This window comes from Anaerovibrio slackiae (assembly GCF_009695585.1).
Lineage (GTDB): Bacteria > Bacillota > Negativicutes > Selenomonadales > Selenomonadaceae > Anaerovibrio > Anaerovibrio slackiae.
Genome location: NZ_VUNR01000015.1, coordinates 40,759 through 63,316 on the forward strand (window position 1 = coordinate 40,759; position 22,558 = coordinate 63,316).

Annotated in this window: 21 protein-coding genes; 4 read left to right on the forward strand and 17 right to left on the reverse strand. The window is 47.4% G+C overall.

Translation table 11 applies throughout. The features are described from left to right. Positions 1-25 precede the first annotated feature (25 nt). From FYJ84_RS08615 to FYJ84_RS08625, 3 genes are all read right to left on the reverse strand, one after another. Positions 26-3,169, reverse strand: coding sequence for a DNA translocase FtsK (locus tag FYJ84_RS08615; protein ID WP_154407195.1), 3,144 nt, complete (start codon positions 3,167-3,169; stop codon positions 26-28). Positions 3,170-3,384: 215 nt separating this feature from the next. Continuing rightward, entirely contained in the window at positions 3,385-3,942 is a 558-nt protein-coding gene (locus FYJ84_RS08620) for a nitroreductase family protein (RefSeq protein WP_154407196.1), read from the reverse strand. Between the two features lie 30 nt (positions 3,943-3,972). After that, positions 3,973-4,662 (reverse strand): MgtC/SapB family protein, encoded by a 690-nt coding sequence (locus FYJ84_RS08625; RefSeq protein ID WP_154407197.1) that lies wholly within the window; start codon positions 4,660-4,662, stop codon positions 3,973-3,975. Between the two features lie 238 nt (positions 4,663-4,900). On the opposite strand from FYJ84_RS08625, the gene FYJ84_RS08630 reads away from it, so the two are divergent. Beyond that, the gene (locus FYJ84_RS08630; protein WP_154407198.1) at positions 4,901-5,320 is read left to right on the forward strand and encodes a C-GCAxxG-C-C family protein; all 420 of its coding nucleotides are present in this window, start codon (positions 4,901-4,903) and stop codon (positions 5,318-5,320) included. Positions 5,321-5,432: 112 nt separating this feature from the next. Here FYJ84_RS08630 and ilvB read toward each other — a convergent pair whose 3' ends face one another. From ilvB to murB, 8 genes are all read right to left on the reverse strand, one after another. Beyond that, entirely contained in the window at positions 5,433-7,103 is a 1,671-nt protein-coding gene (ilvB, locus tag FYJ84_RS08635) for a biosynthetic-type acetolactate synthase large subunit (RefSeq protein ID WP_154407199.1), read from the reverse strand. Between the two features lie 39 nt (positions 7,104-7,142). Continuing rightward, positions 7,143-8,210: a 3-isopropylmalate dehydrogenase gene (gene leuB / locus FYJ84_RS08640; RefSeq protein WP_154407200.1), complete on the reverse strand. Its 1,068-nt coding sequence runs from the start codon at positions 8,208-8,210 to the stop codon at positions 7,143-7,145. A gap of 69 nt (positions 8,211-8,279) precedes the next feature. Continuing rightward, entirely contained in the window at positions 8,280-8,780 is a 501-nt protein-coding gene (locus FYJ84_RS08645; protein ID WP_154407201.1) for a 3-isopropylmalate dehydratase small subunit, read from the reverse strand. A 1-nt stretch (position 8,781) separates the two neighbouring features. Continuing rightward, positions 8,782-10,041: a 3-isopropylmalate dehydratase large subunit gene (leuC, locus tag FYJ84_RS08650; RefSeq protein ID WP_154407202.1), complete on the reverse strand. Its 1,260-nt coding sequence runs from the start codon at positions 10,039-10,041 to the stop codon at positions 8,782-8,784. 112 nt (positions 10,042-10,153) lie between these two features. Continuing rightward, positions 10,154-11,167, reverse strand: a complete 1,014-nt coding sequence (ilvC, locus tag FYJ84_RS08655) for a ketol-acid reductoisomerase (protein ID WP_154407203.1) — start codon at positions 11,165-11,167, stop codon at positions 10,154-10,156. Continuing rightward, a complete protein-coding gene (gene ilvN, locus FYJ84_RS08660; RefSeq protein WP_154407204.1) occupies positions 11,148-11,678 on the reverse strand; it encodes an acetolactate synthase small subunit in 531 nt (176 codons plus the stop codon). The genes ilvC and ilvN overlap by 20 nt, the downstream gene beginning before the upstream one ends. A 217-nt stretch (positions 11,679-11,895) precedes the next feature. Beyond that, on the reverse strand, positions 11,896-12,366 hold the full coding sequence (locus tag FYJ84_RS08665) for a CYTH domain-containing protein (protein WP_154407205.1): 471 nt from the start codon (positions 12,364-12,366) through the stop codon (positions 11,896-11,898). Between the two features lie 80 nt (positions 12,367-12,446). Then, complete coding sequence (gene murB / locus FYJ84_RS08670; RefSeq protein WP_154407206.1) at positions 12,447-13,364, reverse strand: UDP-N-acetylmuramate dehydrogenase; 918 nt, start codon at positions 13,362-13,364, stop codon at positions 12,447-12,449. Between the two features lie 182 nt (positions 13,365-13,546). On the opposite strand from murB, the gene FYJ84_RS08675 reads away from it, so the two are divergent. The 3 genes from FYJ84_RS08675 (at position 13,547) to FYJ84_RS08685 (ending at position 17,397) form a co-directional block, all read left to right on the forward strand. After that, on the forward strand, positions 13,547-15,175 hold the full coding sequence (locus tag FYJ84_RS08675; protein WP_154407207.1) for an SGNH/GDSL hydrolase family protein: 1,629 nt from the start codon (positions 13,547-13,549) through the stop codon (positions 15,173-15,175). Positions 15,176-15,454: 279 nt separating this feature from the next. Further along, the gene (locus FYJ84_RS08680) at positions 15,455-16,276 is read left to right on the forward strand and encodes an Rpn family recombination-promoting nuclease/putative transposase (protein WP_205764166.1); all 822 of its coding nucleotides are present in this window, start codon (positions 15,455-15,457) and stop codon (positions 16,274-16,276) included. 314 nt (positions 16,277-16,590) lie between these two features. Then, positions 16,591-17,397, forward strand: a complete 807-nt coding sequence (locus tag FYJ84_RS08685; protein WP_154407209.1) for an Rpn family recombination-promoting nuclease/putative transposase — start codon at positions 16,591-16,593, stop codon at positions 17,395-17,397. Between the two features lie 196 nt (positions 17,398-17,593). On the opposite strand, the gene FYJ84_RS08690 is transcribed toward FYJ84_RS08685, so the two are convergent. The 6 genes from FYJ84_RS08690 to FYJ84_RS08715 form a co-directional block, all read right to left on the reverse strand. Next, complete coding sequence (locus FYJ84_RS08690) at positions 17,594-17,986, reverse strand: helix-turn-helix domain-containing protein (RefSeq protein WP_154407210.1); 393 nt, start codon at positions 17,984-17,986, stop codon at positions 17,594-17,596. A 59-nt stretch (positions 17,987-18,045) separates the two neighbouring features. After that, entirely contained in the window at positions 18,046-19,050 is a 1,005-nt protein-coding gene (locus tag FYJ84_RS08695; RefSeq protein WP_154407211.1) for a class I SAM-dependent methyltransferase, read from the reverse strand. A gap of 11 nt (positions 19,051-19,061) precedes the next feature. Further along, positions 19,062-19,586 (reverse strand): hypothetical protein, encoded by a 525-nt coding sequence (locus FYJ84_RS08700; RefSeq protein ID WP_205764167.1) that lies wholly within the window; start codon positions 19,584-19,586, stop codon positions 19,062-19,064. Beyond that, positions 19,586-21,355 (reverse strand): hypothetical protein, encoded by a 1,770-nt coding sequence (locus FYJ84_RS08705; RefSeq protein WP_154407213.1) that lies wholly within the window; start codon positions 21,353-21,355, stop codon positions 19,586-19,588. The genes FYJ84_RS08700 and FYJ84_RS08705 overlap by 1 nt, the downstream gene beginning before the upstream one ends. A 6-nt stretch (positions 21,356-21,361) precedes the next feature. Then, a complete protein-coding gene (locus FYJ84_RS08710; RefSeq protein ID WP_154407214.1) occupies positions 21,362-22,090 on the reverse strand; it encodes a glycosyltransferase family 2 protein in 729 nt (242 codons plus the stop codon). 1 nt (position 22,091) lies between these two features. Beyond that, positions 22,092-22,558, reverse strand: a 467-nt coding sequence (locus tag FYJ84_RS08715) for a hypothetical protein (protein ID WP_205764168.1), incomplete at its 5' end; no start/stop codon positions are given.

Below are 22,558 nucleotides of genomic sequence, written 5' to 3' on the forward strand. Positions count from 1 at the left end.
TACATCTCCTAATACAAATCATATATTACTGATTTTCATAATTGTCCATTATCTCAAAGGCCTGAGCCTCCGTTACCAGAATCTCCCGGGGCTTGCTGCCCTGGGGCGGCCCTACAATCCCCAGCTGTTCCATAGTGTCCAGCAGACGCCCGGCACGACTGTAACCGATATGATACCGCCGCTGGAAGCTGGAAGCGGAAGCACTGCCGCTGGACATGGTAAGCTCCACCGCATCCCGAAGCAGGCTGTCAATCTTGACCTTGCCTGAGGAAGCCTTGTCATCATTCTCCCCATCATTTTCGCTTTCCACAGCTTTATTGGTAAAATCAATGATTTCCTGATTTGCTTCCAGCTTGTGCCCCTGGGACTTGATGTACTCAGTCAGCATCTCCACTTCCTTGTCGCTGACGAAGGCTCCCTGGATACGGGTCGGCTTGTTGGCCTCCTGAGGCTTAAAGAGCATATCGCCCTTGCCCAGCAGCTTTTCCGCGCCGGAAGCATCCAGAATCGTCCTGGAGTCAATCTGGGAAGTCACCGCAAAGGAAATACGGGACGGGATATTTGCCTTGATTACGCCCGTAATGACATTTACTGATGGCCGCTGGGTAGCCAGCACCAGATAGATACCGGCAGCACGGGCCTTCTGGGCAATGCGGCAGATGGCATCCTCCACATCGTGAGGAGCCACCATCATCAGATCAGCCAGCTCATCGATAATGATGACAATAGAAGGAAGCTGCTGCTCAGGCTCATCGGCAAACAGCTTGTTATAGCCCTCCATGTTGCGCACCCCTACCTGGGCAATCAGCCCATAGCGCTTTTCCATTTCCTGCACCGCCCAGTTCAGCACTGAGGCCGCTTTTTTTGCATCGGTTACCACCGGCACCATCAGGTGCGGAATATCGTTGTACACGGACAGCTCCACCATCTTTGGGTCTATCAGGATAAACTTGACCTCTGTGGGCTTTGCCTTGAACAGCACGCTGGTAATCAGGGTGTTGATGCATACTGACTTACCGGAGCCGGTGGCACCAGCCACCAGCAGATGAGGCATTTTCGCCAAATCGGCAAAGATAGCCTGTCCGCCGATATCCTTGCCCAGCCCCACTGTCAGCTTGGACTTGGCTGCCGCAAAGGCAGGGTTTTCCAGCACCTCCCTCAGCTGCACGCTTTCCAGCTCACGGTTCGGCACCTCGATACCGATAGCCGCCTTGCCGGGAATCTGCTCAATGCGCACCGCTGTTGCTGCCATGTTCAGGGCTATATCGTCAGCCAGCCCCGTAATCTTGCTGACCTTGACGCCTGGTGCAGGCTTCACCTCATAACGGGTAACAGCCGGTCCGTGGCAGGCGTTGAGGATGGAAGCCTTCACCTTGAAATTCGCCAAAGTCTCCCCCAGGATTTTCGCGTTGTTGCTGATTTCCTGATTGAGGCTTTCATTCATGGTCTTTACGGTCTTGGAGAGCAAATGCAGAGGCGGCAGCTTGTATGGCGGCGGTGGCGGTGCTGCCTGCTCCGGGGCCGCTTTTGCTGCTGCCTGCTCCACGCTGGCTTTCCCTACTGGCTGTTCTGTGATAATTTCCTCCCCTGGCTGCTGCACAGAACCATCGTCCTCAACAGCCTCTGTCAAATCCACCGACTCCTCCGGGTAGGTTATCTCCATATCATCGATGCCGTAGTCATACTCATCGGCTTCTGATTTCGTTTCTGTCTCCGCCTCTGCCACTATATCTGCTTCTATTTTCGTCTCTGCCTCTAGCTCTATCTCTGCTTCTACCTCTGCGTCTGCTTCTGTGTCTGCCTCATCTTCGCCTGCAGCTTTAGCTATATCTATTCCCATTATGTCTAAAGCAGCAATCGTCTCTGCATCAACACCTGCATCCACATCTACATCTGTATCTGTATTTACCTCTGTCTCTGCATCTATGCCTGTATGCATATCTGTATCTATATCACTGCTTATATCAGCGAATATGCTGTCACTATTGTCTGCGGCATACCTCTCCCAGTCAAAATCAGCCATCCCTTCCCAGTCATCTGCCTGAATCTGCTTGGCAGGTTGAGCATGTAGCCCGGCCTGGCTCTCATCCGCAGTCTCCAGGCCCAGCTGCACAGCCAGCTCAGGCACTTCCTCCGGCTCTGCCGTGCTGGAAAACTTTTCCGCAAAGAAGCCTGCTGCCACAGGATTTGCTTCCACCAGCTCATCTGCATTGGCAGGTGGCGGCGCAAACTCCTTCACATCTCCGGACTCCTTTTCAGCCATCAGCTCTGCCGCTATGCTCACACCTGACAGGCTGTCCCTGCCGGATGCATGAGTTTTTTCCTGATAAGAAGCTGCACCTCTTTTGTCACTGCCAGCGGCAGATGTGCCCTGTTCCCCGTTCAAAAAAGCAGAATCCTGCTCATAACGCGCCAAAAACTGCTTGCCGCGAAGCCGCTTCAGCCTTTCGCCCACATCATCAATATGCTCCTGCACATATTCCTGCACCTGCTCCTTGGCCTTGCCGCCTACCTCAACTGTCTTATCATAGACCACCACTGTAGCTTTCTTGGCAACATCAGCACCTTTTTCCGCCTTTTCCTTGGTGGTCAGGATGCCCTGTGCCAGCGACCAGGTGGTTGCCACAATCAAGGCGCCAATCAGCCCTACCGCCAGAAGTATTGGTGTTCCATCCACACCTGCTACATTGTGCAGAAAAATCGTAATGGCCCCCCCCAGAAGTCCGCCACCCTCCACCAGGCTGGAAGGCAGAATTTCCTCCCCCGGCTTTACCACCAGATGATGATAAAGGGAAATGGCACAGGCAAAAAAGCCGATGCCCCCCAGCAGCCTGGCATTAAAGACCAGCTTCTGATGCCGCATGATATAATAGCCGCCTGCGCCCACAAAGGCACCTGCTGCCACCAATGCCCCTACGCCAAAGAAATATTGCAGGAACTTGGCTGCCTTGAGCCCCACAAAGCCTACATTCAATCCGGCTATGCCGCAGATAGCAATCAGCCCGGCAGCCACAAATGCCAGCCCCCGCAGCTCATAGTTCCGCTTTGTATTATCCTGTACCGGCTCATTGGCATTGGCACTGCCACTGCTTCCGCGCTTCGCCGCAGCAGTTTTTTTATTCTCAGCAGCCTTCTTGCGGCTGGTTGTCTTTGTCCGCTTTTTTTGCAACTAACTCACCCTCAAAATTATTTTTAAACATTCATTTCATTATTATACCAAAAAAATACATAATTTGACAAAAAAATCTGCAAAATAAACAGGCAGCCGGGAAATATCCGCCATATGCCCCCTTCGCCAAGGCGAAAAAGCCATATCCATCCCGGGCTGCCTGCTGTATTTATCCCAATGAACGACACAAAACCTTACTTAAACGACACAAAACCTTACTTATAAGTCACAATATCCTCAAGGGCACGCTTCGGAACATAATAATTCCTTTCCTCGTCAAGATAATAATCCAGGCTGTCCTTCAGCTCCACCACCGTACTCTTGTGGGAAGGATACCCCAGCGCCAGCACCAGGCGTACCTTGTAGCCTTCCGGTATTGCCAGAAGCTCCTGTATTTTCGGTGCATTGATGGAGGCCATGATACAGCTGCCTACCTTGTGCTCCCATGCGGTGGCAGCCAGCGTATTTACGGCAATCCCCACATCAATGTCACTAAGGGGCACAGCCCTTTCCGACTTGGCAATCACCACAAAGGCGGTCGGCTGCTCCCCCTCCACAGGCGTCCCCAGCTCCTTTGGGAGGGCTGCTGCCCATTTCACCAGCGGCTGCATCGCCTTCACCATCTCAGCAGACCTTACCACCGTATAAATCAGCGGCTGGTCATTCTTTGCACAGCTGGCAATCCTGACATTTTCCATCATCTCCCCCAGCACCGCCTCCGGCACCGGCTCCTGATGAAAACGCCTGTAAGTCCTCATTCCCTGATAATCCATAATCCTGCCTCCCCAAAAAACATAAATTTATCAGCGCAGCTCTATACCGTGTATGCCCGGCAAATCCTGCAAAATATTGACTATATGGGTTGTGCTGTAATGCCTGCTGTTCAAAAGCATCATTTCCATGACGAGGATAATCGTCTGCTCCCGCTCATTCCTGGCATATTCCTCCCGCATTTTGATTTTTGTAATATCGATGTGCAAATCATCAAGGCAGCTGGTAATGATAGAAAGCTGTTCAGGATTGTTATCCGAATACACCGTAAGCTGCAGCACACCGGCACGGGTGGATTTTTTCAGCTCGAAATGGCTGAGCACCCCCACAACTATAACTACCAAAATTGTTGTCATTATCGCTTCTATGTAAAAACCGGCACCCACTGCCAGCCCCACACAGGCAACCACCCACAGGCAGGCTGCCGTGGTCAGCCCTGTTACGCTCACCCCTTCCTTCATGATGGCTCCGGCACCCAGAAAACCAATGCCGCTGACTACCTGCGCCCCCAACCTTGCCGGGTCCGCATTTGTCATGCCCTCCACCTGCTTATATATCTCGTAGGACATCATCATTATCAGGCATGAGCCAAGGCATACAAGTATATTCGTGCGCAGCCCTGCTGACTTGCGCCGTGACTGACGCTCATAGCCTATCATGCCTCCCAGCACGCATGCCAGCGCCAGCTGGCCGAAATTCTCAAGCACCTCATAGTATTCCATTTCTCCCACCACCTCTCCGGCATCCTGCTGCACCTCATGCACATCTCTATATGCACCAATGCACTACTAAAACACGTTTTACTCCTTACTGGTTAAAATTCTACATATACGACTGATTTTCCTGCTTTTCCGAAAAAATTATGATATAATTTTATTTAGCAGGATACGTGCAATGAAACTGCCTGCAAGACAGCACATTTATAGTACCAATGGCAAAAGAAGGAGAAGAATACACATTATGGAAAGCAGAAAGAAAATAGCAATCGAAAAGCACGACCTGGGCTACAACTGTGCCCAGTCCGTAGCTCTTACCTATGCTGATTTAGTTGATATGGCACCGGAGCAGCTGTTTAAAATCACTGAGGGCTTCGGACTGGGCGGCGGCAATATGCAGGGAACCTGCGGTGCCATCAGCGGCGCTATAGCTCTCATCGGCCTCCTGAACAGCTGCGGTGATTTGGAACACCCTTCCACCAAGGCTCAGACCTATGCCCTGGGACGGGAAATCCTGGAACGCTTCAAGGCTCAGAACGGCTCCGTCCTCTGCCACGAATTAAAAGGCGTTGGCACCGGCAAAGTCCTCCGCTCCTGCCCTGACTGCATCATGGATGCCTGCCAGCTCTTTGAGGAGCTTTACGAAGCAAAGCTCAGGCAATAATCCCCACTGCCATAAGCATATAAAAAATTGCATAAACATATATACCCATAAAAAAGGACAGCTACGGAACACATCTCCCATAGCTGTCCTCTTTATTTGCATTTATTTCACATTACTTGAAATCCACGAACTCATTAATCCTGGCACCGCCTTTTATCATCGGCTCCACAAAGCTTCTGTGGATATTCATCACGATAACATACGGCCTGCGCTCAGACATGGCACGCCTAAATGCCTCTGCAAAGCCCTCGGTAGAGTCAACATTTTCCGCCTCTATGCCAAAGCTCCTGGCATAGGCTGCATAATCCATTGGATAATCCAGCTCGCAGGCAATGTATCTTTCCTTGTAGTTTACCTTCTGCAGCTGCCGAATCATGCCCAGGCTGCTGTTATTCACAATGATGGAGATAATCGGCAGATTCAGCCTGGCAATGGTATAATACTCATTGCCGGTCATCTTGATGCCGCCATCGCCAGCCACATGCACTACGCGCCTCTCGCTGCCGCTGTTCTCATAGGCAACCTGTGCCCCCATAGCCGCAGGCAGGCCAAACCCCATAGTGCCAAGGCCGCCGGAGGTAAACCATGTCCTTGGCTCCTGCACCTTCAAGTGCAGGGCACACCACATCTGATGCTGTCCCACATCCGTGGCAAAAGCAAACTCCTTGCCGCTGGCAGCCTTTGCCACGCAATTCATGGCCCAAGGCACAGTCAGCCTGGAAACATGATAATCATAGGCATATTCGCAGCGCCAGCCACGGATTTTCTTCCACCAGTCCTCCAGCCTGGACACAGGCTCACGCTGCATCAGCATGGCAAGAATAGTCTGCATGTTGCCGGCCAGCCCTATAGAGCTGGCAATATTCTTGTCAATTTCCGCCGGGTCAATATCCACATGGATAAACTTGGTTCCCACTGTGTATTTATCAAGATTGCCTGTCTGGCGGTCAGCAAAGCGGCTGCCCAATGAAATAATCAAATCCGCATTTGCCACGGCATTGTTGGCAGCCTTGGTGCCATGCATACCGGCAAAGCCCAGCACATTGGGATGCTCGCTAGGCACACCGCCAATGCCCATCAGGGTAAACACGATCGGCAGGTTATAATGCTCCGCAAATGCAACTACCTCCTTGGAAGCACCTGCATTGATGACACCGCCGCCGGAAATAATCACCGGCTGCTTCGCCTGGCAGATTACCTCCGCCGCCTCTGCCACGCAAATCTTGAAATCAGCATCCGGGGTGCCAGGTTCCTTCACAGGCGTATCGTCAGCATAAAAAGGAGCCGGATTCAGCAAAATATCCCGGGGAATATCCACCAGCACAGGCCCAGGGCGGCCATGCCTTGCCAGGCGAAAAGCCTCCCGGACAGTAGCAGCCAGAGCCTTCGGGTCCTTGACCTTGTAATTGTGCTTTGTCACAGGCATGGTCACATCCATGATGTCGATTTCCTGAAAGGAGTCCCTGCCCAAAAGCCCTGTATCCACCTGACCTGTAAAGGCAACCACAGGAATAGAATCCATAAATGCCGTTCCCAGCCCTGTCACCAGGTTGGTAGCCCCCGGGCCGGAGGTGGCAATGCACACGCCTACCTTGCCGGTAGCACGGGCATATCCGTCAGCAGCATGAGCCGCATTTTGTTCGTGAGTAGTCAAAATCTGATTGATATTTTTTGCATCATACAGTGCATCATATAAAGGGAGAATCATGCCGCCCGGATAGCCAAACAGCGTGTCAACCCCTTGCTCCTGCAGAATTTTTACGATTACCTGAGCTCCATTCATGGGCAGGCCCCCCTCATTAAAACTTCTGTAAAAACAACATCAGATATGTGCCAGTACAGCCCTGGTCATATCCTCGGTATTTGCCTTTTTAAAGCCCTCATGCCACAAATCAGCAGTACGCCAGCCCTCAGCCAGAGCTGCATCCACAGCATCCTCGATGGCCTTGGCAGCGGCCTCCTCCTGCAGGGAATAACGCAGCAGCATAGCCGCAGACAGAATCGTACCAATAGGATTGGCAATGCCCTTGCCTGCGATATCCGGTGCAGAACCGTGAATTGGCTCATAGAGACTGGTACATTCACCGATGGAAGCAGACGGCATCATGCCAATAGAGCCGCCAATCACCGCAGCCTCGTCACTGAGAATATCGCCAAAGAGATTGCCGGTCACGATAACATCAAACTGAGTCGGGCGGACAGCCAGCTGCATGGCAGTATTGTCAACGTAGAGATTATTCAGCTCCACATCGTCATAATCCTTTGCCACCTCTGCCACCGTGCGCCTCCACAGGCGTGAGGTTGCCAGCACATTCGCCTTATCCACGGAAGTGACCTTGCCCCGGCGCAGGCGGGCGGTCTCAAAAGCCAGCTTGGCAATGCGCTCCACCTCAGGAATAGAATAATTCTCCAGATCCCAGGCCCGCTCAGTACCGTTAAACTCCTCGGACTCGCACTTGTCACCGAAGTAAATACCGCCTACCAGCTCCCGGACAATAACCAGGTCAACGCCCTTGACCAGCTCCGGCTTCAAAGGAGAATACTCAGTCAAAGAATCTGCCACCTTTACAGGACGCAGGTTGGCGTACAGCCCCAGGCCCTTCCGAAGTCCCAGAATTGCCTTTTCAGGCCGCAGGGACGGCTCCACATTATCCCACTTGTCACCGCCAACGGCACCGAACAGCACCCCATCAGCAGCCTTGCATGCCTCCAGGGTATCCTCTGGCAGTGGCGTGCCAAACTTGTCATAGGCAGTACCGCCTGCATCCTTGTATTCATATTCCAGCTCCAGGGAATATTTCTCCGCAGCCTTCTTCAGCACCTCTACGGCGGAGTCAGTAATCTCCTTGCCGATGCCGTCACCAGGAATGACCACAATCTTCTTTGCCATACTATCTTCTCCTTAAATCGGTACAAAATCCTTGCACCAGTGCAATTTCATCACTATATATTTATGCTTTTAGCCCTTTGCCTTGATGTAGTTAATCAGGCCGCCAGCCTTGGCAATATCCTGCACGAAGCCCGGCAGCGGCTGGGCATGGAATACATCCCCGGTAGTCAGGTTCTCAATTACGCCGGTGGCAGTATCCACCCGGAGCCTGTCCCCGTGGCTGATTTTCTCCACATCAGCACCGATTTCCAGCAGCGGCAGTCCGATATTGATGCCGTTCCTGTAGAAAATACGGGCAAAATCCGCAGCAATAACCACAGGCACACCGGCAGCCTTGATGGCAATCGGCGCATGCTCACGGGAAGAACCGCAGCCGAAATTCTTGCCGCCTACCATGATGTCCCCTTCCACCACGTTGCTGGCAAAAGGCGCATCCTGATGCTCATCGCTGTCCTCCATGCAATGAGCCGCCAGATCCTTCGGGTCAAAGGAGTTCAGATAGCGTGCCGGAATAATCACATCCGTATCAATATTGTCGCCGTAGCGCCAAACCTTTCCCTCTAAGCTCATCTTACTTTACCTCCTCTGGAACTGCAATACGGCCGAGAATTGCGCTGGCTGCCGCCACATAAGGGCCTGCCAGATAAACCTCGGAATCAACGTGGCCCATGCGGCCGCGGAAATTACGGTTAGTGGTGGAAACAGCCTTCTCCCCGGCTGCCATGATACCCATGTGGGCACCCAGGCACGGCCCGCAGGTAGGGGTGCTAACAGCAGCACCGGCATTAATAAAGGTCTCCACATAACCAGCCTTCATGGCATCAAGATAAACCTGCTGGGAACCAGGGATAATGATGCAGCGCACATCAGGATGTACAGTATGGCCTGCCAGGATTTCCGCTGCCTGCTGCAAATCCTCAAGGCGTCCATTGGTGCAGGAACCGATTACCACCTGGTCAATCTTAATCTCCCCAATCTCGGACACAGGGTGGGTATTTCCCGGCAGATGCGGGAATGCCACTACAGGAGTAAGCTTGGACAGGTCAATCTCCACCACCTGCTCATACTCCGCATCCTCATCAGCCGCTACCGGCTCATAAGGCTGCTGCACACGCCCCTCTACATACTCCCTGGTAATCTCATCAAACGGGAAGATACCGTTCTTGCCGCCGGCCTCAATGGCCATGTTGCTGATGGTCAGTCGGTCAGTCATGGTCAGCTCCGCCACGCCCTCACCGGCAAACTCAATTGCCTTGTACAGGGCACCATCCACGCCGATCATGCCAATCAGGGTAAGGATGACATCCTTGCCACAGATGTACTTTGGCTTCTTGCCCGTCAGGACAACCTTGATAGCCTTTGGCACCTTGAACCAGGCCTCGCCGGTAGCCATAGCCACACCCAGGTCAGTGGAACCCACGCCGGTAGAAAAGCCGTTTACCGCACCGTAGGTGCAGGTATGGGAATCAGCGCCGATGGTCAGCATGCCAGGGCCTACAATGCCCTTCTCCGGCAGGATGACGTGCTCGATGCCTACGCGGCCAATCTCAAAATAATTCTTAATCTGATGCTTCCTGGCAAACTCCCGGACAGTCTTGGCAAGACCTGCTGCCTTAATATCCTTGTTTGGCGTAAAATGATCAGGCACCAGGGCAATCTTTGTATTATCAAACACCGGCTTGCCAATCTTCTCAAACTCCTTGATGGCAGGCGGAGCAGTTACATCATTTGCCAGCACCATATCCAGCTTGCAGAAAATCAGCTGACCGGCAGATACAGACTCCAGGCCTGCATGTCTGGCAAGAATTTTCTCGGTCATATTCATACCCATAACATACACCTCTCATAATTCTCACTAATGCTACAAATAGGCTTATGCCAAACACGGCATAAGCCTATTTCATTTTATTTTAATTTACCTGTCAAAAGCAACCGGGCTGACATTAGTCCTTGGACAAATCAGCGCCATCCTTCAGCCAGCTCATCATGCCGCGCAGCTTGCCGCCTACTTCCTCAATCTGATGCTCTGCATTCAGCTTGCGCATAGCGTAGAAGTTCGGCCAGCCAACCTTGTTGTCGGTGAGGAACTTGTTGGCGAAGGTACCGTCCTGAATCTCCTTCAGAACCTGCTCCATAGCCTTGCGGCTAGGCTCAGCTACTACGCGAGGGCCGGATACATAGTCACCATACTCAGCAGTGTTGGAGATGGACTTGCGCATCTTGGCCATACCGCCCTCATACATCAGGTCAACGATGAGCTTCATCTCATGGAAGCACTCAAAGTATGCAATCTCAGGCTGATAACCTGCAGCTACCAAAGTCTCAAAGCCGTTCTTGATCAGGGAGCATACGCCGCCGCAGAGAACAGCCTGCTCACCGAACAGGTCGGTCTCAGTTTCCTCACGGAAGGTAGTCTGAATGCAGCCGGAACGGGTGCCGCCGATACCGCGGGCATAAGCCAGGGCCAGCTCGAAAGCATGACCGGTAGCATCCTGATATACTGCAAATACATCAGGAACACCGCCACCCTGAGTGAAAGTACGGCGTACCAGATGACCAGGGCCCTTCGGAGCAACCATGAATACATCTACATCAGCAGGTGGAATAATCTGCTGGAAATGAATGTTGAAACCATGTGCAAATGCCAAAGCCTTGCCAGCAGTCAGGTTTGGTGCAATCTCATTCTTATATACATCAGCCTGCTTCTCATCAGGAATCAGAATCATGATGATGTCAGCAGCTGCAGTTGCCTCGCCAACTGGCAGAACCTTCAGACCTTTGCTCTCAGCAACAGCCTTGGACTTGGAACCGTTATAAAGGCCTACTACAACGTTCAGACCGCTCTCCTTCAGGTTCAGCGCATGGGCATGTCCCTGGGAACCATAACCAATAATAGCAACGGTCTTGTCCTTGATAACTTCCCAATTTACATCCTGGTCATAAAAGATTTTTGCCATAATACTCTCTCTCCTCACAATGTTCTTGTATTGTATGCTCGCCCCGCTCCAGGCCGATAAGGCCTGTCCTGATAATCTCCAGGATACCATACGGCTTCAGGAGACGGGTGAACGCCGTCACCTTGTCATCATCGCCGGTAACCTCAAAAATCAGGGTAGTAGGCTGCACATCAATGACGCGGGCCCGGAAAAGCTCCGCCATTTTTAACACGTCAAGCCTGTTGGTATCGTCCGCCTTGACCTTTATCATGGTCATGCCGCGATACACAGCGTCTCCGGCTGCCAGCCGCTGCACCGCCTCCACATCAGGAAGCTTCTCCAGCTGCTTCATCATCTGGTCAACCAGATACTCATCACCGTATACCACCACGGTAATACGGGAAAACTCAGGGTTCTCGGTCACGCCCACCGCCAGGCTGTCAATATTGAACTCCCGGCGCGAGAACATGCTTGCCACCCGAACCAGCACACCGGTCTGATTCTTTACCAGAACAGATAATACGTGCTTCATTAAGAAAAACCCCTCCTATACCATCTGCCCAAGGCAACTATCACAAGTTTTCATTGAGCTTTGTATATTATCACTCATTAACACTAATTTGTCAACATTTAATAAAAAATATTACATTGATTATTTTGTATAGAAACATTTTTCCATCTCGTATACACATTGAGCCAAATAAAATAAAAATGTTTTTATACAGGCAACCTATGTCCACTGTACTTTATCACGACTGCCAGTTTTTGTAGGGATTATGTATCAGGCTGGAATTATAGTACCTGGCATCCCCTGATACCTCCTGCCCTGCCCAGTCAGGCAGCACCAGCTCTGCAGCCTCGGACTCAAGCTCCGCCTCAGCCACCGCCAGCCCTGCATTGTCCCCGGCAAAAATATCAATCTCCCACTGCTGCCCCTGATAGGACTCAGTATAGCGTGTCTTTTCCACCAGGGGCCTCAGGCACAGCTCATCCAGGAGCTGTGCCGCCTCCTTTGCAGGAATTTCATATTCCATCTCCATACGGGAAATGCCATGATTTTTCCCCTTGATGGTCAGAAAGCCGCGCTCCCCCTTCAGGCGTACCCGCACCGTGCGCTCCGGCTCCAGGGACAGATAGCCCTGGCGGATGCTGACGCCCTCGCCCTTCGGCTGCCACAGCTCCCTTTTGATTAAAAACTTGCGCTCAATTTCCTTTGCCATCTTCACCCATCCTGCTTGTCTTTTTCGTCAGTCACCGGCTGATAACCGCCCGTTGCCGCCTGCATGGAATATCCTGCTGCTTACTGCTCGCCGATAATCCGCACCTCAGGGAAAAGCCTGACACCGTTTTTGGCATACACCCTATCCTGCACCTCTTTAATCAGGCTGAGCACATCCGCCGCCGTAGCGTTGCCGGAATTCACCACAAACCCGGCATGCTTGGTGGAAATCTGGGCACCGCCTACCTGCAGTCCCTTCAGCCCCGTCTCATCAATCAGCGTCCCGGCAAAATATCCCTGAGGCCTCTTGAAGGTACTGCCTGCACTTGGCAGCTCCAAAGGCTGCTTGCTCTCCCGGCGCTGGGTAAAATCAGCCATTTTCGCCTGAATTTCCTCCCTGTCCCCCGGCTCAAGCTCCATGGTAATCTCGCAGATAGCCTGCCCGTTATGCTGGAAGACGCTATGGCGATAGCCAAAATCCAGCTCATCCTTCTCATAGGTAATAATATTGCCATTATGCGCCACGGTCTTCACCTGGGTGACCACGTTCTTCATCTCGCCGCCATAGGCCCCTGCATTCATGAAGACTGCGCCCCCCAGGCTGCCCGGAATGCCGCAGGCAAACTCCAGCCCTGCCAGCCCGTTTTCCGCAGCAAACTGGGAAACATGCTTCAGATACGCACCTGCCCCGGCAACGATTTTATTGCCGTCGCACTGCTTGTAGCTCATAGGCGCATGAAACTTGATGACAGCTCCCCTGATACCCTTGTCCAGCACCAGCACGTTGGAGCCATTGCCCAGCACGGTATGGGGAATATCAAAATCCCTCAGGAGGACAAATATCTTCGCCACTTGTTCCATATCGGAAGGAAACAGCAGATAGTCCGCCGGTCCCCCGATATTAAAGGTCGTATGCCTGCTCATCGGCTCATTCACATAAAATTGTTCCTCGCCCAGCAGCTCCTTGGCTGCAGCAATAAAATCCTGATTTAATGACATGCCATCATTTCCTTACATAAATATTTTTCAAAAAAATTCCACCGACCTGTAGCCTGAAATTCAATCTATCTTGAACATTATACTAATAATTCAGCTATTTGAAAAGCCTCTTTGTTGTTCTATTGCAGTTTTTCATGTATAATAGGTTTGAATATATTAGTAATACCCGAGGATAATTTAATATGCGGAAATTAATTGCGTACTTTCTTTCATTTTTAACGATTATATGCTGTTTTACTATTTTTTGTATTTTTCTCACAGAAAAGACAGATTTGCTGGGGCTGAAGGATTACCAGGTCACTGCCAGCTTTTCCCAGGAAAAGGGCAGCACGGTCATGCACTGGCAGCGCTATCCCTATCCCTGCCTCTATCAGGTGGAAACCTATTACAAGACCACCGGCCTGGTGGAAGGGGAGCCTGAATTCACCAGGGTAAGCTCCGAATTTACGGTACAGGATTCCTATACCGTGCCGCCTACCGCCATACCTGCCTATTACAAGATCACTGCCTATGGCATTTTTGGCAAGGTCTCCGGCAGGGAAATACTCATCCCCAATGCCAACTACCAGGAGCCAATCCGCCCTGTGCCCATCTTCAAGTACACTGCGGACAATCCTGCCAGCCTGAAGCCGTATCTGGTCTGGCACAGTGTGCCGGACGGGGTACTGTACGAGCTGGAGCTTCTCTCAGGCCCCCCTGATGAGGAAAACACTGCCAGGCTGTCTGCCAAAAACCATCTCTCTGCCACCCGGCAGGTGTTTACCAACGGCTTGCAGATTGATTTGACGCCATACCAGAACCAGCCGCAGCTTTTCTGGCGGGTACGGGCCATGAATCTCCGCAAGGAGCCCATCGGCGTTTTTTCCACCGCAGAGCCAATCTGCCTTGATGCAGGCAAACCGGCTCCCAACAAGCCCCTGCTGAACAACTTCGACAGGATGCCGAACTTCTCCCAGCCTATCTATCCTGTCTTTACCTGGATTCCCATGCTGGGAGCCACACGCTACGAGGTGGAGCTCCTGACCTCGCCGCCTGCCGTGGAAAACGATACCTCCCCTACCAAGGACAGGGCATGGGCAAAAGTCGTGGACAGCTCCTTCAGCTGCTATGACGAATACGCCCGCTACTACGCAGGCAAATACTATTGGCGCGTCAGGGGGCTGGACGCCAGCGGCAACACTGTGGGCACCTATTCAGATACCGACAGCTTCACGGTGGAAGCACACCTCTCCCGGCCGGAGCTGGCAGCCTTCGGGGACAGCATTACCCACGGGGGCGGTGCCGTCTCCTTCTCCCCTGCCAATCTTGAGTACAGCTATACCACCTACATCGGCATGCCATGCATCAACCTGGGCCGCAGCGGTGACACCTCCACCACCACCCTGGCCAGATTTGACAGGGATGTACTGCCTATCATGCCGAAAAACCTTTTGATTATGACAGGCTCCAACAGCCTGCGCTCCAACGCATATTCCGCAGACAGGGTAATCTCTGATTTGGCACAGATTGGCGAGAAATGCCGTCAGAACGATATACGCCCTATTTTCCTGACTCTGCCGCCTATCAACCCTGCCAATATCATGCTGGCCTTCCAGACCCCTACTGACCCCAACTGGTATGCCAAGATGAAGGCCATCAACGCCTTTATCCGCCAGCAGCCCTATTACATCGACCTGGAGCCCTACTTCTACGATGCCAGCAAGACCATCCTGGCTCCTGAATGGGCCAATGACGGCCTCCACGCCGATATAAAGGGCAAGATGCTGATCGGGGAAATCATCGGCATGCACAAGGATTTGTTTGTGCATTAATCTCATCATGCTGAAAAATTCATAACACTAAGTAATACTTATAACAATATGTAATTAAACAGCCCGGTTTCGCGAGGAGCCGGGCTGTTCACATTCTATTATGATGTTTTTAGTTTTTCCCTTTACATTTTCATAAATACGCTATAAAATGCGAGATATCAGCAGTATGAAAAATATTCACAACATTAAGGAGGATTTACAGAAGATTTCACAGGGGATTTGACAAAATTTCATCTGCATGTTTTAAAGGATTTTGGTATAATGAAAGGGGAATGCATTATGGTTTATGAGGATATGCCTGTCATTAAATCCTGGGAGGAGCTGGGATTTACCGATGACTACATGTTCAAGCTGGTTCTCAGCAAGCACCCGAAGCTTATTATCAAGCTGTTAGAGATTATCCTGCAAGTAAAGGTCAGGGAAATCAGATTCAAGGAAACTGAGAAACAAATCAAGAACTCCTACGAGGGGCATGGCATACGCTTTGACCTCTATGTAGAGGACGAAAACAATACCGTCTACGATATTGAGATGCAGACAGGCTACTACAGCTCTTTGCGGCTTGCCAAGCGCATGCGCTTCTATCAGGGAGCATTTGATGTGGATGACCTGGCAGCCGGAGAAGATTATATCTCCCTCAAAAAGAGCATTATCATCTTCCTCTGCCCATTCAAATTCCTGGATGGCAGGCGGTGCATCTACACCTTCCAGAACTACTGCCAGCAGGACAAATCCATCCTCCTGCCGGACGAAGCAACAAAAATCGTCATTTCCAGCCAGGGAAACATCACGGCAGATACGCCCAAGGCACTGATTCCCATACTCAGCTACATGAACGGCAGGAAAGCTGACAGCACTTTTACTAAAGAAATTGACAACGCCATCAAGCTGGAAAAGAACATCGAAGCTGAAAGGATGAGCTATATGACATACGAAATGAAGATACGCGAATTTAAGCAGGCTGGTTACCATCTGGGAAGGCTGGAAGATATCAAGAACCTGATGCAAACTACCCAGTGGTCTGCTGAAAAGGTAATGAATAGCATGAAGATCACGAAAACTGAACAGAAGAAATATCTCACCATGCTGCAAAATTCATAACGCTATGTAATGCTCATAATACTATGTAAAAAAACAGCCCGGCTTCGCGAGGAGCCGGGCTGTCCACATTTAATCATGATGTTTTTAGTTTTTCTTTACATTTTCACAAATACGCTATAAAATGCAAAATGTCGGCAGTATGAAAAGATTCACAAAATTAAGGAAGCTTTACAGGGAATTTCACAGGGGATTTGACAAAATTTCATCTACATGTTTTAAGGGATTTTGGTATAATGAAAGGGGAATACATTATGGTTTACGAGGATATGCCCGTCATTAAATCCTGAGAGGAGCTGGGATTTACCGATGACTACATGTTCAAGCTGGTTCTCAGCAAGCACCCGAAGCTTATTATCAAGCTGCTAGAGATTATCCTGCAAGTAAAGGTCAGGGAAATCAGATTCAAGGAAACTGAGAAACAAATCAAGAACTCCTACGAGGGGCATGGCATACGCTTTGACCTCTATGTGGAGGACGAAAATAACACCGTCTATGATATTGAGATGCAGACTGGCTACTACAGCTCTTTACGGCTTGCCAAGCGCATGCGCTTCTATCAGGGAGCCTTTGATGTGGATGACCTGGCAGCCGGGGAAGATTACATCTCCCTCAAAAATAGCATTATCATCTTCCTCTGCCCCTTCAAATTCCTGGACGGCAGGCGATGCATCTACACCTTCCAGAACTACTGCCAGCAGGACAAGTCAATCCTCCTGCCGGACGAAGCAACAAAAATCGTCATTTCCAGCCAGGGAAGCATCACGCCGGACACACCCAAGGCACTGATTCCCATACTCAGCTACATGAACGGCAGGAAAGCTGACAGCACTTTTACTAAAGAAATTGACAACGCCATCAAGCTGGAAAAGAACATCGAAGCTGAAAGGATGAGCTATATGACATACGAAATGAAGATACGCGAATTTGAGCAAGCCGGTTACCATCAGGGCAAACGTGAAGGACGTCTGGAGGGACGCCTGGAAGGTGCTTTGGAAAGCACCTTGGCTAATATTAAAAATCTGATGCAGACTACCCAGTGGTCTGCTGAAAAAGTAATGAACAGCATGAAGATCACAAAAACTGAACAGAAGAAATATCTCACCATGCTGCAAAATTTATAACACTAGGTAACAAAACAGTCCGGCTTCGCGAGAAACCGGGCTGTTCACATTCTATTATGATATTAGCCTGCTGCCACATTAAGATAAGTCCACAAATAAAAAAAGCGAACCTTCAAGACTTTGCCTGAAAGTTCGCTAATTTCTGGGTAGCCATGTATCGAATACTGCTATGCTACCATATTGCAATACTTCAATATTAATAATTCTCTTTTTCCATTCGCTTAGCCAGAACAGCAGACTGCTGAAGCAGGCATCTTAACATTTGAAGATTTTCCGCTTTTTCTGTCTTGCTTTCCTTTGCATCAGTATCTGCCCTCACTTGATCGTCAAGATTTTCTGCTAGAAAGCTAAGCTGTGAGGAAATCTGCTGGCTATCCAGTTCTACTGACCTGCCCAACAAATAATCCAGGGTAACACCATAAAAATCCGCAAAATCCATCAATGCCCCAAGTTCAGGCATCCGCTTCCCATGCTCAATCATGGAAATTGCAGCCGATGTATAGTTTCTATTGTATTTTTCATTATACAGCTTTCTAAATTCTTCCTGTGAATAGCCGCTTTTTACACGCAAATCCCTGAACCGTGCCATACTTCTCACCTGCCTCCGACTATCAACATCTAATTTATATCCACAACTTGCAATAACTATTACATTTCTTTTTCGCCATAAATAAATATCCAGCTTCTTGCCCAATAACTACCATGACGTTCCCCTTTTAAATTTTCATAATAATCATCTACATTCGCAAACCAATACTTGAAATTCTTAAAATACCTTTCAATATCGCTCTTAACTAAGCGAATATCTTGCTTCCCTATGCCAACATCATGTGCACCATTTGTTTCTTTTGCTCCAAAATCATCATCCATCCACATAGCTTGATTCAATCTTCCACGAACTATAAGTTCTCTATTATCTACTACATGCCTAGCAATCTCCCATACATAAGGAAAATCAGGATGATATGCCATCTGTAACACTATTTTTCCTCCAGGCTTCAAAGCACACTCCATCTGCTCCAATATCTTCATCCTTATGTTGTGAGAGGCTATATGCTGCATAGAAATCGTGCAGTATATATAATCATAATGCTCTTGAGGTACATCACCTAGATCATTGCCATTAGTCTTGTAAAGATTTGCCTCTGGAACATAACATCGAGCTTCCTCTAGCAATCGTTCTGCAATATCACAGCCATCAACTTCCTTAAACCACTTTTGCATACGTTTAATCATTCTGCCCGGTCCACAAGCAAAATCCAATGCCTTCTTGTCTTCAGTAGATTCAAAAATTGGATAGCGTACATCTCCATATTCATATAACAAAAATGTCTCATATGGGAAATTTTCATGCCACTGATATTGTCCAACTATATCAGCAGAAGGAATATTCTTATTATCATAATGAGACTTTTGCATTTGAATATATGCTTGCTCTGTACCTGTATTTTCTTTTTCTGGTGACTGATAGCTATCACCTAAAATATTTTGATATAGACTATCATATCTTTCTAACTGCTCTTTCATTTCCAATAACTGAGTTTTCAACTCTGATATTTGCTGGATTTCAAACGCCAAGGCATCCCTATTCTGGATAGCAATACGAAATGATGGTAAGATATTATAAAATATATTAGTAAAAAATTTCTTCATAAATATTAACCTCACCGTCTAAAAATATAATTAAATAATATACTCATATACAATTTTGTCGAACGAATTTTATTGAAAATCTGATGCATAAAACGCAACAAAATAAATCTTTGATAAGACTTTACCAAAAAGCCTTTCCAACGAATTGATCTTAAGCTATGCCTAATTATCGCATCTGTATCCTCTATAGGTAGGATAAACAAATTTCGTCGCAATTCTTCAAATACAAAATCAATCTGAAATGGTGAGCATACAAATAAATTATCTGTTTTTTCTTCTTCTCCCAAAACCATCTTTTTTCGCAACTTTGCTATTTTTTTACTGACTTGCTTTTCTGTACAGCCACTTAATGAATAAACTTGAACATTGGAGCCATTAAATTCATCTACATTATTGGATTCAAAATAATGAGGAAACATTGTCACATCTATAATGCTTACTCCATTGCCTTTATCCAAATTGCTATTTACTATATACGACAAGACTTCTTCCTTGCGACAGACAAAATCCATTTCTTCTATAATGTAATTCTTCATCATTCCTCCACATAAGAACGCCACGGTGTACTAGCCAATATTTCACGATAAAAACCACGCACTCCATCTGGATGATAAAACAAATTACCATTTTGGAAATTGAGCTTTAGAGCTGTAATAAAAGAAAACAACTTACAACACAAAGATTTTGAAATGAAATAATCTTTTATGGAGTCCGCAAATACAGAATTTCTTCCAACTAATGTTAAATCTGCCATGAATAATTCCCATTTTAAAAATTCAATTTTTACCCTTCTGCTATCGTACATGCAAAATCTTTTATACCAATATTCTATGTCTTCAGGACTAAAAGTTCTCTGGAATAATTTTTTTTGAATATCTACGATAAAATCATATACAGACGCTTTATTAAGCGAAATAGTAGATTTTAAAATACAATAATAGATTATCTGTAACCTTGAAGCCGCATTTATCTCCTTTTTACATAATTCCCCCGGCAATTTTGCCACACCATATTTTTCACAAAATGATTTTACATTCTTAATAAAAGACTCTTTTGTACCATTCATATAAGGTTTTGACATGCCATGTATTATAGGATAGTAATAATACTTCTTACTAACATTGCCTTGAATATTTTCAAAATTTACATATCCACACCCGACTATAGTCTGTCGAGCAAATATCGACTGTGAGAAAATATATGGATTTATAGTTGAAATTATTCCTTTCCTATATGCTTTATCTCCTTGCAATACATCTTCATAGTCTTCCCAAACTAAATCTTCATCCTGTGGACATTGTTCCCATACACGTTTTTTACATATGTATAGGCTTCCTGTTAAATAACTAAAAGCTTTATATCTTCTCACATTAGCATAAAAAAAGCTTGAATTTTTATAAAAAATACTACGATAACGATGCGTTATCTCCCTTTTGCTATTTCCTACTAAAAAACTTTTTTTAGTAACCATTTCACAGGATTGCACAAAATGATAATCCGAATATCTTACAAATTTCTGATTCCAACTATCACCAAAGTAAATACTTTGCAACCCCAAAAAACCAAAGTAATCACCATATCGTCGCATACCTTCCATAAAATCCCTTGGCAAAAAAACCCTGTCATGTATAATACAGAGATTATTATATTTAGCATGTTTTACTATTGTATTTTTCTTACGACAAATCTGAACAGGTGGAGCCGGAATATCCTCACCTACCACCTTTACAAAATTCCAGTACTTAAAATTATCCCCTGGGCGCCCACAAAGAATAATTTCTTTGTGGGTACAGTTTAATTCTAAAATACGCTTTACTATACCGTTCAAAGCCGTAGCATCCCCTGGTCCCACTGGAATACCAAATGTCCAATCATCTAAGCCCGCATCCTGTTCTGCTGGTAATTCCGATATCTTTTTAAATGTAGTATAGTCTTCGCTCCTATCCATTATTAGAAAACTTTTTACAAAATACTCCTTTTGATAATAAGATGCATCACCAATAATAGTGACAGATTCGCCAATATTCATCGAATGAGCACTATCCCACAAGATCAAAGGTGCAAACTCAGAATCTTCAGCAATCATATAAAACAGACGATCACCATAAAAACAATCCAAAAATCTTTTACAGGCATCAACATATCTAATTCGCGTAAATGGTACACTCCCTTTTATGGGACGAAAAGAAACAAACACATCCACTTGATTTCTGTATGCGTCTATATATGAGCTCTCAATAGGAGCAATCTTTTTTACACTGGGATACCCCAATTGCTTTGCATGTTCTAGCACAAAAACTTCCATATTCAATTATTTCCTTTTAGCCAAATCCGTTTTCAAAAATGCCTCTAAATCTTCTGGCGTTCCCAAGCCATGCATCTTAACTCCAACATCCTTAAATCTAATCCTTTTTCCAGCCTCAATCATTTCATTGTATACAGGAGCTACATAAAATTCGCCATTCACACGAATATCTTTTTCTATCATCTGATGTGCATATCTTACAAAATCTTTTCCATGTGCATAATTGTAAATACCCACAGTAGCTTCATCAGAAATTACTTCTTTCTCACGAACCAGCGTAACCAACCCCTCATCGTTGTAACGAATGTAGCTCCACTTTGGATGATTAGCCGGCATTGTCATAATCAATCCATCACATCCTTGCTGCTCTGCAAGATACACATTAATATCCGTATCAACGTATTGGTCACTATTTGCCATCATCATAGGTTCATCATTGTCGATATATTTTTCTGCCAGCAAAACGGTACATGCCGCTCCTTCTGTAATATGATCCACTGTTACAATTTGGCATCCAGGTGCCAATCTATTGAGCAAATCTGCAAGATTATATTTCTCCAAATGCTCCTGCTGGCAAATATAAATAAAACGATGCTCACACTTCGGGCGAATATTTTCTGTCACCCACTCAATCATCGGCTTACCATTAACATCAATCAACGGTTTCGGCATTTTATATCCTGCATTTGCAAATCGGCTTCCCCTGCCAGCCATTGGAATTACAATGTTCAACATATCAATCTTCCTCCATTACGTACTTGTCATTTTTTGCTCCGGGTATCTTAACTACTACATTTACAGCATCAGTAATAGCAGTAAAATCTGTCGCATCCCCACGCTCGCAAATTATGATATCTCCAGCTTTATACACATTTCCAAACATTTTTACTTCTCCGCTGATGATGACAGTATATTCCTCAGCAGCCAAGTGATAATGCTTTGCTTCATGTTCTCCTGCTACATATTTTTTTACCGCCACTTCACAGGCATCTGTTTTATACAAACTAGGTGTAAAATCGCCAATAAACCATCCACGTTTCATGTCAGATAATCTTGCTGTTCTCATCTTCCTGCTCCCTCGTATAATAAGTTTTGTAAGCAAGATATCCGCCTTGTATGCAAAACTTATTTTTCTTTTTACAACTAAATATTTTTCTATGAAATTGGATTTCCTGATGCTACAATAATCAAAGAGATTATGCG

Bases quoted from the DNA above. Each gene is read 5' to 3' on its own strand.
- FYJ84_RS08685 (WP_154407209.1), top strand. From the start codon at position 16,591: ATGTTCAAGCTGGTTCTCAGCAAGCACCCGAAGCTTATTATCAAGCTG.
- FYJ84_RS08700 (WP_205764167.1), bottom strand. From the start codon at position 19,586: ATGAAGAATTACATTATAGAAGAAATGGATTTTGTCTGTCGCAAGGAA.
- FYJ84_RS08645 (WP_154407201.1), bottom strand. From the start codon at position 8,780: ATGAGCTTAGAGGGAAAGGTTTGGCGCTACGGCGACAATATTGATACG.
- FYJ84_RS08625 (WP_154407197.1), bottom strand. From the start codon at position 4,662: ATGGAATACTATGAGGTGCTTGAGAATTTCGGCCAGCTGGCGCTGGCA.
- FYJ84_RS08675 (WP_154407207.1), top strand. From the start codon at position 13,547: ATGCGGAAATTAATTGCGTACTTTCTTTCATTTTTAACGATTATATGC.
- FYJ84_RS08630 (WP_154407198.1), top strand. From the start codon at position 4,901: ATGGAAAGCAGAAAGAAAATAGCAATCGAAAAGCACGACCTGGGCTAC.
- leuB (WP_154407200.1), bottom strand. From the start codon at position 8,210: ATGGCAAAGAAGATTGTGGTCATTCCTGGTGACGGCATCGGCAAGGAG.
- ilvC (WP_154407203.1), bottom strand. From the start codon at position 11,167: ATGGCAAAAATCTTTTATGACCAGGATGTAAATTGGGAAGTTATCAAG.
- FYJ84_RS08690 (WP_154407210.1), bottom strand. From the start codon at position 17,986: ATGGCACGGTTCAGGGATTTGCGTGTAAAAAGCGGCTATTCACAGGAA.
- FYJ84_RS08695 (WP_154407211.1), bottom strand. From the start codon at position 19,050: ATGAAGAAATTTTTTACTAATATATTTTATAATATCTTACCATCATTT.
- ilvN (WP_154407204.1), bottom strand. From the start codon at position 11,678: ATGAAGCACGTATTATCTGTTCTGGTAAAGAATCAGACCGGTGTGCTG.
- FYJ84_RS08710 (WP_154407214.1), bottom strand. From the start codon at position 22,090: ATGTTGAACATTGTAATTCCAATGGCTGGCAGGGGAAGCCGATTTGCA.
- FYJ84_RS08620 (WP_154407196.1), bottom strand. From the start codon at position 3,942: ATGGATTATCAGGGAATGAGGACTTACAGGCGTTTTCATCAGGAGCCG.
- murB (WP_154407206.1), bottom strand. From the start codon at position 13,364: ATGTCATTAAATCAGGATTTTATTGCTGCAGCCAAGGAGCTGCTGGGC.
- leuC (WP_154407202.1), bottom strand. From the start codon at position 10,041: ATGGGTATGAATATGACCGAGAAAATTCTTGCCAGACATGCAGGCCTG.
- FYJ84_RS08705 (WP_154407213.1), bottom strand. From the start codon at position 21,355: ATGGAAGTTTTTGTGCTAGAACATGCAAAGCAATTGGGGTATCCCAGT.
- ilvB (WP_154407199.1), bottom strand. From the start codon at position 7,103: ATGAATGGAGCTCAGGTAATCGTAAAAATTCTGCAGGAGCAAGGGGTT.
- FYJ84_RS08665 (WP_154407205.1), bottom strand. From the start codon at position 12,366: ATGGCAAAGGAAATTGAGCGCAAGTTTTTAATCAAAAGGGAGCTGTGG.
- FYJ84_RS08680 (WP_205764166.1), top strand. From the start codon at position 15,455: ATGGTTTATGAGGATATGCCTGTCATTAAATCCTGGGAGGAGCTGGGA.